This is a genomic window from Nocardioides alkalitolerans DSM 16699 (genome assembly GCF_000426525.1).
GTDB classification, from domain to species: Bacteria; Actinomycetota; Actinomycetes; order Propionibacteriales; family Nocardioidaceae; genus Nocardioides; species Nocardioides alkalitolerans.
In genome coordinates this window covers 35,713-48,993 of the sequence record NZ_AUFN01000001.1, presented here as the reverse complement: position 1 = coordinate 48,993, position 13,281 = coordinate 35,713, and the positions used below count along the sequence as shown (strand labels likewise).

Annotated in this window: 14 protein-coding genes and 3 tRNA genes; 16 read left to right on the top strand and 1 reads right to left on the bottom strand. The window is 72.3% G+C overall.

The genetic code is table 11. From position 1 onward, the window contains the following. Positions 1 to 18: 18 nt before the first annotated feature. The 11 genes from K329_RS0100225 to K329_RS0100175 all read left to right on the top strand — a co-directional run bounded on the left by K329_RS0100225 (position 19) and on the right by K329_RS0100175 (position 9,124). On the top strand, positions 19 to 1,167 hold the full coding sequence (locus K329_RS0100225) for a Gfo/Idh/MocA family protein (RefSeq protein WP_028471494.1): 1,149 nt from the start codon (positions 19 to 21) through the stop codon (positions 1,165 to 1,167). Beyond that, positions 1,164 to 2,336 carry a dihydrodipicolinate synthase family protein gene (locus K329_RS0100220; RefSeq protein WP_028471493.1) on the top strand — a complete coding sequence of 391 codons (1,173 nt, stop codon included), beginning with the start codon at positions 1,164 to 1,166 and terminating at the stop codon, positions 2,334 to 2,336. Before K329_RS0100225 ends, K329_RS0100220 begins: the two co-directional genes overlap by 4 nt. Beyond that, the gene (locus K329_RS0100215; protein ID WP_028471492.1) at positions 2,333 to 3,241 is read left to right on the top strand and encodes a sugar phosphate isomerase/epimerase family protein; all 909 of its coding nucleotides are present in this window, start codon (positions 2,333 to 2,335) and stop codon (positions 3,239 to 3,241) included. Before K329_RS0100220 ends, K329_RS0100215 begins: the two co-directional genes overlap by 4 nt. Positions 3,242 to 3,301: 60 nt before the next feature. Then, positions 3,302 to 4,006, top strand: coding sequence for a hypothetical protein (locus K329_RS0100210; protein WP_028471491.1), 705 nt, complete (start codon positions 3,302 to 3,304; stop codon positions 4,004 to 4,006). A gap of 122 nt (positions 4,007 to 4,128) precedes the next feature. Then, complete coding sequence (locus tag K329_RS0100205; RefSeq protein WP_028471490.1) at positions 4,129 to 6,462, top strand: PQQ-dependent sugar dehydrogenase; 2,334 nt, start codon at positions 4,129 to 4,131, stop codon at positions 6,460 to 6,462. Between the two features lie 194 nt (positions 6,463 to 6,656). Then, positions 6,657 to 6,729, top strand: a tRNA-Thr gene (locus K329_RS0100200). Positions 6,730 to 6,787: 58 nt separating this feature from the next. After that, a tRNA-Met gene (locus tag K329_RS0100195) sits at positions 6,788 to 6,861 on the top strand. Positions 6,862 to 6,903: 42 nt separating this feature from the next. Continuing rightward, positions 6,904 to 7,074: a 50S ribosomal protein L33 gene (gene rpmG, locus K329_RS0100190; RefSeq protein WP_028471489.1), complete on the top strand. Its 171-nt coding sequence runs from the start codon at positions 6,904 to 6,906 to the stop codon at positions 7,072 to 7,074. 157 nt (positions 7,075 to 7,231) lie between these two features. Further along, on the top strand, positions 7,232 to 7,639 hold the full coding sequence (locus K329_RS0100185) for an FAS1-like dehydratase domain-containing protein (RefSeq protein ID WP_028471488.1): 408 nt from the start codon (positions 7,232 to 7,234) through the stop codon (positions 7,637 to 7,639). After that, on the top strand, positions 7,636 to 8,049 hold the full coding sequence (locus K329_RS0100180; RefSeq protein WP_028471487.1) for a MaoC/PaaZ C-terminal domain-containing protein: 414 nt from the start codon (positions 7,636 to 7,638) through the stop codon (positions 8,047 to 8,049). Before K329_RS0100185 ends, K329_RS0100180 begins: the two co-directional genes overlap by 4 nt. Continuing rightward, positions 8,042 to 9,124 carry a UDP-N-acetylmuramate dehydrogenase gene (locus K329_RS0100175; protein WP_052336186.1) on the top strand — a complete coding sequence of 361 codons (1,083 nt, stop codon included), beginning with the start codon at positions 8,042 to 8,044 and terminating at the stop codon, positions 9,122 to 9,124. The genes K329_RS0100180 and K329_RS0100175 overlap by 8 nt, the downstream gene beginning before the upstream one ends. A gap of 112 nt (positions 9,125 to 9,236) precedes the next feature. On the opposite strand, the gene K329_RS0100170 is transcribed toward K329_RS0100175, so the two are convergent. Then, the gene (locus K329_RS0100170) at positions 9,237 to 10,262 is read right to left on the bottom strand and encodes an adenosine deaminase (protein WP_028471485.1); all 1,026 of its coding nucleotides are present in this window, start codon (positions 10,260 to 10,262) and stop codon (positions 9,237 to 9,239) included. A 180-nt stretch (positions 10,263 to 10,442) separates the two neighbouring features. Between K329_RS0100170 and K329_RS0100165 the strand changes: the two genes are divergently transcribed. The 5 genes from K329_RS0100165 (at position 10,443) to rplA (ending at position 13,208) form a co-directional block, all read left to right on the top strand. After that, positions 10,443 to 10,515 (top strand) — tRNA-Trp (locus tag K329_RS0100165). 67 nt (positions 10,516 to 10,582) lie between these two features. Beyond that, positions 10,583 to 10,846, top strand: a complete 264-nt coding sequence (gene secE, locus K329_RS0100160; RefSeq protein WP_028471484.1) for a preprotein translocase subunit SecE — start codon at positions 10,583 to 10,585, stop codon at positions 10,844 to 10,846. Positions 10,847 to 10,919: 73 nt separating this feature from the next. Further along, a complete protein-coding gene (nusG, locus tag K329_RS0100155; protein WP_028471483.1) occupies positions 10,920 to 11,852 on the top strand; it encodes a transcription termination/antitermination protein NusG in 933 nt (310 codons plus the stop codon). A 116-nt stretch (positions 11,853 to 11,968) separates the two neighbouring features. Further along, complete coding sequence (gene rplK, locus K329_RS0100150; RefSeq protein WP_028471482.1) at positions 11,969 to 12,397, top strand: 50S ribosomal protein L11; 429 nt, start codon at positions 11,969 to 11,971, stop codon at positions 12,395 to 12,397. A gap of 97 nt (positions 12,398 to 12,494) precedes the next feature. Then, a complete protein-coding gene (gene rplA / locus K329_RS0100145) occupies positions 12,495 to 13,208 on the top strand; it encodes a 50S ribosomal protein L1 (protein ID WP_028471481.1) in 714 nt (237 codons plus the stop codon). Positions 13,209 to 13,281: the final 73 nt, after the last annotated feature.

Here is a 13,281-nt window from a genome sequence, read left to right as displayed (position 1 = left end):
GCCGAAAGAGACGAACCCATGACCGTCCGTACCCAGCGCATCATCATGAACGGCGTCACCGGCCGTATGGGCTACCGCCAGCACCTGCTGCGCTCCGTGCTCGCGATCCGCGACGAGGGCGGCATCCTGCTGCCCGACGGTGACCGCATCCAGGTCGAGCCGGTGCTCGTCGGCCGCAACGCCGAGAAGCTCGCCGCCCTCGCGGCCCAGCACGGCGTGGCCGACTGGACGACCGACCTCGACGAGGCCCTCGCCGACGAGACCGCGACGGTCTACTTCGACGCCCAGGTCACCTCCGAGCGCAAGAAGGCGATCCTCAAGGCGCTCGCCGCCGGCAAGCACGTCTACACCGAGAAGCCCCTGGCCGAGACGGTCGACGAGGGCCTCGAGATCGCCGAGGCCGGCATCGCCGCCGGCACCATCAACGGCGTCGTGCACGACAAGATCTTCCTGCCGGGCCTGGTGAAGCTGAAGCGCCTCATCGACTCCGGCTTCTTCGGCCGCATCCTCTCGGTGCGCGGCGAGTTCGGCTACTGGGTCTTCGAGGGCGACTGGCAGCCCGCCCAGCGCCCGAGCTGGAACTACCGCGCCCAGGACGGCGGCGGCATGGTCCTCGACATGTTCTGCCACTGGAACTACGTCTTCGAGCACCTCTTCGGCCGCGTCGACGCGGTCATGGCGAAGGCGGTCACGCACGTGACCGAGCGCTGGGACGAGCACGGCGAGCGGTACGACGCGACGGCCGACGACGCGGCGTACGGCATCTTCGAGATCGGCGACACGATCGTGTCGATGAACTCGTCGTGGGCCACCCGGGTCGAGCGCAAGGAGCTCGTCGAGTTCCACGTCGACGGCACGCACGGATCGGCGGTCGCCGGTCTGTTCGGCTGCCGCATCCAGCCGCGCGAGCGCACGCCCAAGCCGGTGTGGAACCCCGACCTGCCCACCGAGATCGACTTCCGCTCGCAGTGGGACGAGGTGCCCGACAACCAGGAGTTCACGAACGGCTTCCGGTCGCAGTGGGAGGCCTACCTGAAGGACGTCGACGCCGGCCGCCCGCACCCCTACGAGTTCATGTCGGCGGTCCGCGGCCTCGAGCTGGTGGACGCGGGCCTCACCTCGTCGAACGAGGGGCGCCGCGTGGTGCTCGAGACGAGGACGTCGTGAGCGCACCCGACGGCCCCCGGGTCGCCCTGCCGCAGCGCGACGGCACCCTGAGGTCGCTCGACCTGGGTGCCCCGGGCGACTGGGTCGACCACCCGGGCGGCTACGCCTCCCGCGAGGTCTTCGCCGCCGCCCACGTCGCCGCCGACCCGTTCGGCGACAACGTGCCCGGCGCGCCTGCGGCCATCGACTGGGACGCGACGCTGGCCTTCCGCCACGAGCTCTTCCGCTACGGCTTCGGCGTGGCCGAGGCCATGGACACGGCCCAGCGCAACATGGGTCTCGACTGGGCGGGCACGCAGGAGCTGGTGCGCCGCTCGTCGGCCCAGGCCCTCGCCGTCGGTGCCCGCATCGCGTCCGGCGCGGGCACCGACCACCGGGTCGGGCTCACGGGCGTCGACGAGGTCCTCGAGGCGTACGTCGAGCAGGTCGCCTTCGTCGAGGGCTGCGGGTCGCAGGTCATCGTCATGGCGTCGCGCCACCTGGCCGCGGTCGCCCGCGACGCGGAGGACTACGCCAAGGTCTACGGCCGCCTGCTGGAGCAGGTCGCCGAGCCCGTCGTCCTGCACTGGTTGGGGGAGGCGTTCGACCCTCAGCTGCGCGGCTACTGGGGCAGCACCGACGTCGACGCGGCCACCGCCACGTTCCTCGCGGTCGTGCACGAGCACGCCGCGAAGATCGACGGCGTCAAGGTCTCGCTGCTCTCCGCCGCCCACGAGACCGGCCTGCGCGCCGCGCTGCCCGCGGGCGTGCGCCTCTACACGGGCGACGACTTCAACTACCCCGAGCTGATCCGCGGCGACGGCACGCACCACTCCGACGCCCTGCTGGGTGCGTTCGCCGCCGTCGCCCCGGCGGCCTCCGCGGCCCTGACGGCCCTCGACGCGGGCGACCTGGCGTCGTACGACGCCGCGATGGCGCCCACGCTGCCGCTCTCGCGGCACCTCTTCGAGACGCCGACCTTCCACTACAAGACGGGCATCGCGTTCCTGGCGTGGCTCAACGGCCACCAGCGGGGCTTCACGATGCTCGGCGGCCTGCAGGCGGGCCGCGACGCGGTGCACCTCGGCCGCGTGGTCGAGCTGGCCGACGCCGCCGGTCTGCTCCGCGACCCCGACCTCGCCGCGGCGCGGTGGGCGTCGTACCTGCAGGTCGTGGGGGTGACGGCGTGAGCGCGCCCCTCGACCGGCCCCTCGACCAGCCGAACGGCGCTCCTGCCCGGGTGCCGACGCCGGAGCCGGGCGACCCCCGGCTCGCGCGGCTCTCGCTCAACCAGCGCACGACCGCCGAGTGGTCGCTGGCCGAGGCGATCGAGGGCTGCGTGCGCGCCGGCCTGCCCTCGCTGGGCGTGTGGCGCGAGCCGGTCGCCGAGGTGGGCCTCGACAAGGCGGTGCGGATGGTCGGCGACGCCGGCCTCCGGGTCTCGTCGGTGTGCCGCGGAGGCTTCTTCACCGGCCCCGCCGACACCGCGGCCGCGGCGCACGACGAGAACCTCCGGGCGCTCGACGAGTCCGCGGCGCTCGGGGCGCCGGTGCTCGTGCTGGTGCCCGGCGGCCTGCCCGAGGGCGACCGCGACCTCGCGGGTGCCCGCAGCCGGGCGGCCGAGGCGGTCGCCGCGCTGGTGCCCGAGGCCCAGGCGCGCGGGGTTCGTCTGGGCATCGAGCCGATGCACCCGATCTACGCCGCCGACCGCGGCGTGGTCTCGACGCTGGCCCAGGCGCTCGACCTCGCCGAGCAGCACCCGGTCGACGCGGTGGGGGTCGTCGTCGACACGTTCCACCTGTGGTGGGAGCCCGACGTGCTCGCCCAGGTCGCCCGCGCGGGCGCGCGGGTGGCGTCGTACCAGCTCGCCGACTGGATCACCCCGCTGCCGCCCGACGCGCTGCTCTCGCGCGGCATGGTCGGCGACGGCCACATCGACTTCGCCGCCTTCACCGCCGCGGTCGCCGCGACCGGGTACGCCGGCGACGTCGAGGTCGAGATCTTCAACGCCGACCTCTGGGCCGCGCCCGGGGACGAGGTCGTCGCCACGCTCGCCCGCCGCTACACCGAGCTCGTGGAGCCCCACCTGGTCTGACCGCACCACGCCCCGGGCCCACCGCGGGCCCGGGGTCCCTTCTCGGGAAGGAACACCCCCATGGACGCGTCCACCGTCGTACGCCGCCGCACCGCCCTGCTCGCCCCCGCCGCCCTCGCGATCGCGACGGCCGGCGGCGCGCTCGCCCCGCCCGCCGCGGCCACCGCCCGGCGTACCGCCCTCGTCGTGCCGCGCGCCCGCGCGTCGGACTGGGCCCCGCTGACCCCCTCGAAGTGGGCCTTCACCGGCCGCGAGGTCGTGATGACCGAGCGCGGCACGGCGCCCGTCGGCCCCCGCCGCCCGTTCGAGTACGCCGTCGTCACCCGCGGCCCCGAGCTCGCCTCGGTCGAGCTGTGCGCCCAGGTGCGCGTCGACGAGCCGGTCGAGCGCAACGACCGCGACGTGGTCCTCGTGTGGAACCACACGTCGCCCACGCGGTTCCACTACGCGCACCTCTCGCAGGACAACACGATCTATCCCCACAACGGGATCTTCCGCGTCGACGACGCCGACCGCGTGCGCATCGACGACCAGTGGGACGGCGCCGTCGGCGCCCCGCCCGCGATCGACGACACCGACTGGCACGACGTGCGGCTCTCGTTCGATGCCCGGTCGGGCCGCATCGCCGTGCACGTCGACCGCGCACGCCGCCCGCTGATGACCGCGACGGACACGACGTTCGCCGGCGGTCGGGTGGGCTTCGGCTCGTTCGACAACTACGGCCGCGTCCGCGGCCTCGTCGCGCTCGGCTCCCGCCTGCGCTGACCCCCACGAGCACGCCGCCCCCGCCCGTGAGGGCGAGGGCGGCGCGGCTGCCGGCGGCCACCGGCAGCGGTTTCATCAACCCAGCCCCACGGTAGCCCGGGGGGAGACGAGGAGTACCCGTCATGAGAAGTACCCGAAGGTGGGCAGCCGTCGCCGCGACCGCACTGGTCGTGGGGCTGCTCGGGCCCGCTGCGGCGGTCGGCACCACCGGCACCGTCACCTCGCTCGACCCGGACGAACGCATCGCCGACCCCGTGCCCCAGGACCCCGCGCAGTCGCCCCTGGGCCTGGTGCTCGAGGAGCACCACCAGTTCCCGGCGACGCAGACGGTGCCGCCGGCCACCGACTACCGCCTCCAGCGCCACGCCCGCATCAACCACATCGGCGACCTCCCCGACGCCTCGGGCCGCCAGTTCGTGCCGGACCTCAACGGCCCGCTCTACTTCGTGGAGGACGGTGAGGAGACGGTCTACCTCGACGTGCGCGCCGAGCACCCGGACTTCTTCTCCGGGCGCGGCATGGGCAGCGGGTTCGGCTTCGTCACGTTCCACCCCGAGTTCGAGACCAACGGCGTCTTCTACACGGTGCACACCGAGGCGTTCGGCGCGATCGGCACGAAGGAGCTCACCTACCCGGGCCAGAGCCGCGAGTTCTCCCACTCCGTCGTCACCGAGTGGACCGCCGACGACCCGGCCGCGGACGTCTTCGCCGGCACGAGCCGCGAGGTCCTGCGGCTCGGCTTCTTCTCCCAGATCCACGCGATCCAGCAGATCGACTTCAACCCCACCGCGCGCCCGGGCACCCCGGACTACGGCCTGCTCTACCTGGCCGTCGGCGACGGCGGCGAGGGCCTCGGCACCGACGTGCCGCAGGACCCGGCCACGCCGTACGGGAAGATCCTGCGGATCGACCCGACGGGCACGAACGGCCCCAACGGCGAGTACGGCGTGCCCGCCGACAACCCGTTCGTCGGCGAGGCCGGCTGGATCGGCGAGACCTACGCCCTCGGCCTGCGCGACCCGCACCGCTTCTCGTGGGACTCGCGGGCGCCGCACCGCATGTACGTCGGCCACATCGGCCAGCGCGCGATCGAGTCCGTCTACGAGGTGCGCGCCGGTGACAACTTCGGCTGGAGCGAGCGCGAGGGCCGGTTCCGCTTCGACCCCGAGGACGAGTGCGCCCTCTACCCGCTCCCCGCGGACGACGAGGAGAACGGCTACGTCTACCCGGTCGTGGCCTACGACCACGACCCGCCGGCCGGCTGGCCGTGCGCGGCCGACAGCGGCCACGCCCTGGGCGGCGGCTACGTCTACCGCGGTCGCCTGCCGCTGCTGCGCGGCAAGTACGTCTTCGGCGACATCGTCGACGGCCGCGTCTACTACGCCGAGGCGTCGCAGATGCGCCAGGAGACCGGCCGCGAGGCCGCGCTCAACGAGCTGCAGCTCTTCGACACCTCGGGCACCCGCCTGCGGATGACCGACTTCGCGGGCGATACCCGCGTCGACCTGCGCTTCGGCACGGATGCCGCCGGCGAGCTCTACCTGCTGTCGAAGGCGAACGGGAAGATCTGGAAGGTCGTCGGCACGCGCGTCGCGCCGCGCATCGACCCGGTCGCCCGTTCCCTGGCCGACGACGTCGTCGCGCGCTACGACTTCGAGCACCCGCTCGCGGTCGACGGCACGCGCGAGGAGGACGCCGGCGCGTCCGGCACGCTGCTCTCCCTCGTCAACGGCGGCCGCGAGCAGCGCGTGCTCGACGGCGCGTTCGGCGGCAGCATCTCGTCGCTGCAGACGCAGCAGGTGAACCCCGGCCAGGCGGGCAACGACGACTGGCGGGCGGGCGTCTACGACCCGAACGGCGTCGCCAGCCTGGAGAGGTTCTCCGGCGCCGAGCAGATTACCGTCATGGGCTGGTTCAAGATGAGCGGCGACTCCTACCCGCTGCCCAACTCGAACACGGCGGCCCCGGACGACACCTACAACGCGGTCGGCCTCGCCGGGGTGCTCGCGGGCAACTCCGACGGCCACGGGGTGCGTGCGCTCCTCGAGCTCATCAACGTCGACGGGCAGCTGCGTCTCGTCGCGCTGGGCCGCCGTCTCGACGACGGGGCCTCCCAGACCCTGGCGGCCACCCAGGACTGGCGCACGCTGCTCCCGGCCGACACCTGGGTGCACCTCGCGGCGACGTTCGACTACACGACCGGCCAGATGCGCCTCTACCGCAACGGCCTGCCGCTGCGGGCGTCGTACACGACCACGGGCGACCCGTGGCAGGTCGACGGCACGGGAACCAGCGACACCCTCCCGCGGGGCATCAAGATCGGCGGCTCCTACCCGCAGAACACGCGGGAGCAGAACCCGTGCAACTGCCGCATGGACGAGCTCGTGTTCCTCGACCGGGCCGTGCGACCGGGGGAGGTGCTCGCGCAGTACCTGCGCTACCGGATCTCCCGCTGACGTGGCGGTGACGGGGTGCTGACCTGCCCCTGACCAGCGCCGGTCCGCGTGGTCGTGCCTCGGCCCGACTGCGCGGACCGGCCCTCCGGATGGTAGAAAAGTCCCCGGCGAGGCCGTCGTCGAGCGCTGTCAGAGGCGCACGGCGGCACGATTTCTCCTGGGCGAGAAGGCGTGTGTATGCTTCCTCGTCGCTTGCCCCTTTAGCTCAGTCGGCAGAGCGTCTCCATGGTAAGGAGAAGGTCTACGGTTCGATTCCGTAAAGGGGCTCTGGGTTGGGTCTCCGTCGTTCGCGCAGAGCGGACGACGGAGAACCTCCGCCCGGAATGGCGGGGTAGCTCAGGTGGTTAGAGCACACGACTCATAATCGTGGTGTCGCGGGTTCAAGTCCCGCTCCCGCTACAGACCTGACGCATCGACGCAACACCGAGACGAGGACATCCCGTGGCCAGCAAGAGCTCCGACGTTCGCCCCAAGATCACGCTTGCCTGCGTGGACTGCAAGGAGCGCAACTACATCACCAAGAAGAACCGCCGCAACGACCCCGACCGCATGGAGCTGCAGAAGTTCTGCCCCCGCTGCCGGACGCACACGGGTCACCGCGAGACCCGCTGACGGGTTCTTCCCTCTCGGCTTCGCAACGGCCGCCCCGGATCACCGGGGCGGCCGTTCTGCTGTGCCCGAACGAGCCGAGCCGTCGCGTCTGCACCGCGTGCGCGTGCCGAGCTGTCGCGTCTGCACCCACCGGGCGGTAACCGCTAGCGTGGCGGGCATGAGCCTGGACAGCACGCTGGTGGGGCGCACGTTCCCCGCCACGCAGCCCTACCGCGTCAGCGAGGAGAAGGTCGCCGAGTTCGCGGCCGCGAGCGGCACGCCGTACGAGCCGGGCGGCCAGGTGCCGGCCACCTTCCCGATCGTGCTGGCCTTCGCCGCGATGAACGACTTCCTCGACACCGTCGGCGTCGACCTCTCCCGCATCGTGCACGGCGAGCAGAAGTTCGCCTACGAGCGCCCCCTGGTCGCGGGCGACGTGCTCACCACCGCGCTGACCGTGGCCTCGCTGCGCCAGATCGGCGGCAACGACATCCTCGGCACCCGCAGCGACGTCACCGACGCCGACGGCACGCTCGTCTGCTCGACGAGCGCCGTGCTCGTCCACCGCGGGGAGGCCGGGGCATGAGCGCCGACCTCAGCACGTGGGAGGCGGGGCAGGAGCTCGAGCCCCGCACCTACCCCGTCACGCGCGCCCACCTGGTGCGGTACGCCGGCGCGAGCGGCGACTTCAACCCGATCCACTGGTCGGATCGCATCGCGACGACGGTCGGCCTGCCGGGCGTCATCGCCCACGGCATGTTCACGCAGGCCCTCACCGCCCGTGCGGTGGCCGAGTGGACCGGCGGGGCCGAGGTCGTCGAGCTCACCGCCAAGTTCACGAACCCCGTCGTCGTGCCGGACGACGACACCGGGGTCGAGGTCGTCGTCGCGGCCACGGTCCGCTCCGTCGAGGACGGCCTCGTCACGCTGGCCCTGACCGTCACGAGCGGCGGCACCAAGGTGCTCGGCAACCCGCGGGCGGTCGTGCGTGCCTGAGGCACCCGCTGCTGACGGCGCCGGCGAGCTGCTCGCCGACCACACCACGCTGCGACTGGGCGGTCCGGCCCGCCGCTTCCTGCGGGCGACGACCGAGGCCGCGCTGCTCGAGGCCGTCCGCACCGCCGACGCGGTGGGTGAGCCCCTGCTGCTCGTCGCCGGCGGCAGCAACCTCGTGGTGGACGACGCCGGCTTCCCCGGCACGGTCGTCGCGGTCGCGACCCGGGGCGTGCGCGCCGACCACGACGCCGACGGCGGCAGCGACCCGACCTGCGGGGGCGTGCTCGTCACCGTCGCGGCGGGGGAGCCGTGGGACCCGTTCGTCGCCCGTGCGGTCGCGGAGGGCTGGGTGGGCCTCGAGGCCCTCTCCGGCATCCCCGGGGCCGTCGGGTCGACCCCGATCCAGAACGTCGGCGCCTACGGCCAGGAGGTCGCCCAGACGATCGCCTCGGTGCGCACCTGGGACCGCGTCGACGACCGTCAGCGCACCTTCGCCGCCGCCGACTGCGGCTTCGGCTACCGCCACAGCCGCTTCAAGGCCGAGCCCGAGCGGTACGTCGTCCTCGACGTCACCTTCCAGCTGCGGGTCGGCGCGCTCGGGGCCCCGGTCGCGTACGCCGAGCTCGCCCGCACGCTCGGGGTCGAGCCGGGGGAGCGGGCACCCCTGGCCGACGTCCGCGCGGCGGTGCTCGGCCTGCGCGCCGGCAAGGGCATGGTGCTGGACGCCGACGACCACGACACCTGGAGCGCCGGCTCGTTCTTCACCAACCCGGTCCTCACGGCCGAGGAGGCGGACGCCCTCCCGCCCGAGGCGCCCCGCTGGACCCAGCCCGACGGGCGCGTGAAGACGAGCGCCGCCTGGCTGATCGACCACGCGGGCTTCGGCAAGGGCTACGCGGTCAGCCCCGACGCGCGCACCAGCCTCTCGACGAAGCACCCGCTGGCCCTCACGAACCGGGGCGGCGCCACCACCGCGGAGCTCCTCACCCTCGCCCGGACCGTCCGCGACGGCGTCGCCGAGCGGTACGGCGTACGCCTCGTCAACGAGCCCCTGACGGTGGGCTGCGCGCTGTAGCCCGGTGTGCCGGTTTCACCGGCTAGGTGACGAACCCGGCACCTGGCGCACGAACCTTCGCCCGCCAGGTGCTGGTGTCACCGGCTAGCCGGTGAAACCGGCGCAGAGCCCCTCACCCCGCCAGCCAGGCGTCGACCTCGGCGAGGCACTCCGTACGGCGCCACTCGGGCATTCGGGAGGCGCGGAACGACATCCGGGCGAGCTCGGCGAGGTCGGCGTCGGTGAGGTCGTGCGCGGCGCGCATGGTCGCGTACTGGCCCGCCAGGCGGGAGCCGAAGAGCAGCGGGTCGTCGGCGCCGAGCGCGACGGTGGCGCCGGCCTCGAGCAGCGTCGGCAGCGGCACCGAGGTGAGGTCGCCGAACACCCCCAGCGACACGTTCGACGTGGGGCAGACCTCGAGCGCGACGCCGGCGGCGACCACCCGGTCGAGCACCCGCGGGTCGTCGGCCGAGCGCACCCCGTGGCCGAGGCGGTCGGCGCCCAGGTGCTCCAGCACGGTGACCACCGACTCGGGTCCGAGCAGCTCCCCGCCGTGGGGCACGAGCGCGAGGCCGGCGCGACGCGCGATCGCGAAGGCGGGCCCGAAGTCGGGGGTCGAGCCCCGGCGCTCGTCGTTCGAGAGCCCGAAGCCCACGACGCCGCGGCCGGCGTACTGCCCGGCGAGCCGCGCGAGCGTGCGGGCGTCCATGGGGTGCCGGGTGCGGTTGGCCGCGATGACCAGCGCCATGCCGAGCCCGGTCGACTCGGAGGCCTCGCGCACGGCGTCCAGCACGAGGTCGGTGAACGCCGTGATGCCGCCGAACCGCGCGCCGTACCCGCTGGGGTCGACCTGGATCTCCAGCCAGCGTCCGCCGTCCCGGACGTCGTCCTCCGCGGCCTCGCGCACGAGGCGTCGTACGTCGTCGGGCGTGCGCAGCACGGAGCGGGCCACGTCGTAGAGCCGCTGGAACCGGAACCAGCCCTTCTCGTCGGCGGCCGCCAGGCGTGGCGGCCACTCGTGGACGAGGGCGTCGGGGAGGCGGATGCCGTCCCGCGCCGCGAGCTCGAGCAGCGTCGCGTGGCGCATCGAGCCGGTGAAGTGCAGGTGCAGGTGGGCCTTCGGCAGTGCTTCGAGCGGCCGGGCGCGAGGGGCGTCCATGTCCGCACTCTAGGGGGAGGGGCGCGGGGCCACCGGGTAGGTTCGGTCGTGCCGTCGCGGGTCGGGACGTCGATGCATTTGGACGGGGCATCGTCGGTACCCGTACACTCGGCGGCTGGCGGTTCGACCAAGGATCCGTCGCGCCCGGGATCACCCGGGAACGACCTCCCGCACCGCCGAAGGGCACTAGCTCAACTGGCAGAGCATCGGTCTCCAAAACCGAAGGTTGGGGGTTCAAGTCCCTCGTGCCCTGCGAGGAAGACCGTCCGTCCGGCAGATCGGGACGGACGGAACCAGTCAGGCGATGAAGGGTGGACAGCGTGTCGGACGGCAGCGCAGTGCGCAGCTCGAAGGACGACGACGCTCGCGGCGACGAGAGCAAGAAGCCGCGCACGGGACCGATCACCTTCTACAAGCAGGTCGTCGCCGAGCTGCGCAAGGTGGTCTGGCCGACGCAGCCGCAGCTCGTCACCTACTTCATCGTGGTGATGGTGTTCGTGCTGGTCATGATGGTGCTGGTGTCGCTCCTGGACCTCGGCTTCGGCCAGCTGGTCTACGAGATCTTCACGACCACCGGCGAGTGACCACTCCCGGGCTCCCGCCCGGCCGCGTCGTACGCCGCACCGCGGCCCACGACAACTGATCAGTAGAGGACAGATGACGGAGCAGAACGTGTCGGACCAGTACGACGCCCCCACCGACGAGGAGATCGAGGCGGTCGAGCAGACCGCCGACTCCGACGTCGACGCGACCCCGGCCGACGAGGTCGAGGACACCGAGGCGGTGGTCGCCGACACGACGGCGGATGCGTTCGAGGACGCCCTCACCGAGCCGTCCGCCGACGAGGCCGACGTCGTCACCGACCCCGAGACGGGCGAGACCGTCGAGGTCGTCACCGCCATCGACGACGACGCCGAGGCCCCTGCGGCCGAGGACGAGTCCGCCGAGGGCGACGACGAGGAGGAGGACGTCCTCGAGGCGTTCCGTCGCGAGCTGTGGGCGAAGCCGGGCGACTGGTACGTCGTGCACACCTACTCCGGCATGGAGAACCGGGTGCGCGCGAACCTCGAGAACCGCATCATCTCCCTGAACATGGAGGACTACATCCACGAGATCGTGGTCCCCACCGAGGAGGTCGCGGAGATCAAGAACGGCCAGCGCAAGCTGGTCCGCCGCACCGTCCTGCCGGGCTACGTGCTCGTCCGCATGGACCTGACCGACGAGTCGTGGGCCGCCGTGCGCCACACGCCGTCCGTCACCGGGTTCGTCGGCCACAGCAACCAGCCCGTGCCGCTCAGCCTCTCCGAGGTCGAGTCGATGCTGGCCCCGGCCGTCGAGGCCCAGGCCGTCGCCGACGCGCAGTCCGAGGGCAAGCCCGCCCCGGTGGGCTCGACCACGCAGAAGCGTGCGGTCGAGGTCGCGGACTTCGACGTCTCCGACTCCGTCATGGTCGTCGACGGTCCGTTCGCCACGCTCCACGCCACGATCACCGAGATCAACGGTGAGTCCCAGAGGGTCAAGGCCCTCGTCGAGATCTTCGGCCGGGAGACCCCGGTCGAGCTGAGCTTCAACCAGATCCAGAAGGTCTGACGCTCTCCTGAGCCGTCAGGCGACCGGATCGGTCGTCGCTCGCAGCACCCGGTGGCAGAGTCCGGCGCCCGCGCCGAGCTCGTCATGACCACGAGAAGAGAAAGAGACAGAGGAACATGCCTCCCAAGAAGAAGATCGCCGCACTGGTCAAGGTGCAGCTGCAGGCTGGCGCCGCCACCCCGGCCCCGCCCGTCGGTACGGCCCTCGGCCCCCACGGCGTGAACATCATGGAGTTCTGCAAGGCGTACAACGCCCAGACGGAGTCCATGCGCGGCAACGTGATCCCCGTCGAGATCACGATCTACGAGGACCGCTCGTTCACGTTCGTCACGAAGACCCCGCCGGCCGCGGAGCTCATCAAGAAGGCCGCCGGCGTCAAGAAGGGCTCCGGCGTCCCGCACAAGGAGAAGGTCGCTCACCTGAGCAAGGACCAGATCCGCGAGATCGCCACGACGAAGCTCCCCGACCTCAACGCGAACGACATCGACGCCGCGATGAAGATCGTCGAGGGCACCGCCCGCTCGATGGGCGTCACCACCGACTGATCATGCCGGCGCCGTTCGCGGCACCAGCACCACCCGCACCTGTGGCAGAGCCGCGCTGGCTCGAGCGACCACACCCTGGCAGGAAAGAGAACCAGACATGCAGCGCAGCAAGACCTACCGCGCAGCGGCCGAGACGTTCGTCCAGGACGAGCTCTACAGCCCGCTGAAGGCGATCACGCTCGCGAAGACCGCGAGCAAGAAGAAGTTCGACGAGACCGTGGACGTCGTCATGCGTCTCGGCGTCGACCCCCGCAAGGCGGACCAGATGGTGCGCGGCACCGTCAACCTCCCGCACGGCACCGGCAAGACGGCCCGCGTCCTCGTGTTCGCGAACGCCGAGAAGGCCGACGCCGCCCGTGAGGCCGGCGCCGACCACGTCGGTGGCGACGAGCTCATCGAGAAGGTGAACGGCGGCTGGCTCGACTTCGACGCCGTCGTCGCCACGCCCGACATGATGGGCAAGGTCGGTCGTCTCGGTCGCGTGCTCGGCCCCCGTGGCCTCATGCCGAACCCGAAGACGGGCACCGTGACCCCGGACGTCGCCAAGGCCGTCACGGACATCAAGGGCGGAAAGATCGAGTTCCGCGTCGACCGTCACGCGAACCTCCACTTCATCATCGGCAAGGCCTCGTTCTCCGAGTCCCAGCTGGCGGAGAACTACGCCGCCGCCCTCGAGGAGGTGCTGCGGCTCAAGCCGTCGTCCTCCAAGGGTCGCTACCTGAAGAAGGTCACGGTCTCGACCACGATGGGCCCCGGCGTCCAGGTCGACCCGAACCGCATCAAGTCGGTCGCGACCGACGACGAGGTCTGAGCCTCACCCGCACCACCTCAGCAGGCCCGTCCCGGATCCGTCCGGGGCGGGCCTGCTGGCGTCTCCGGGCGCG

Coding starts and splice junctions, on each gene's coding strand:
- rplK (WP_028471482.1), top strand. CDS start 11,969: ATGCCTCCCAAGAAGAAGATCGCCGCACTGGTCAAGGTGCAGCTGCAG.
- K329_RS0100185 (WP_028471488.1), top strand. CDS start 7,232: ATGAGCCTGGACAGCACGCTGGTGGGGCGCACGTTCCCCGCCACGCAG.
- K329_RS0100205 (WP_028471490.1), top strand. CDS start 4,129: ATGAGAAGTACCCGAAGGTGGGCAGCCGTCGCCGCGACCGCACTGGTC.
- K329_RS0100210 (WP_028471491.1), top strand. CDS start 3,302: ATGGACGCGTCCACCGTCGTACGCCGCCGCACCGCCCTGCTCGCCCCC.
- nusG (WP_028471483.1), top strand. CDS start 10,920: ATGACGGAGCAGAACGTGTCGGACCAGTACGACGCCCCCACCGACGAG.
- K329_RS0100225 (WP_028471494.1), top strand. CDS start 19: ATGACCGTCCGTACCCAGCGCATCATCATGAACGGCGTCACCGGCCGT.
- rplA (WP_028471481.1), top strand. CDS start 12,495: ATGCAGCGCAGCAAGACCTACCGCGCAGCGGCCGAGACGTTCGTCCAG.
- K329_RS0100180 (WP_028471487.1), top strand. CDS start 7,636: ATGAGCGCCGACCTCAGCACGTGGGAGGCGGGGCAGGAGCTCGAGCCC.
- K329_RS0100170 (WP_028471485.1), bottom strand. CDS start 10,262: ATGGACGCCCCTCGCGCCCGGCCGCTCGAAGCACTGCCGAAGGCCCAC.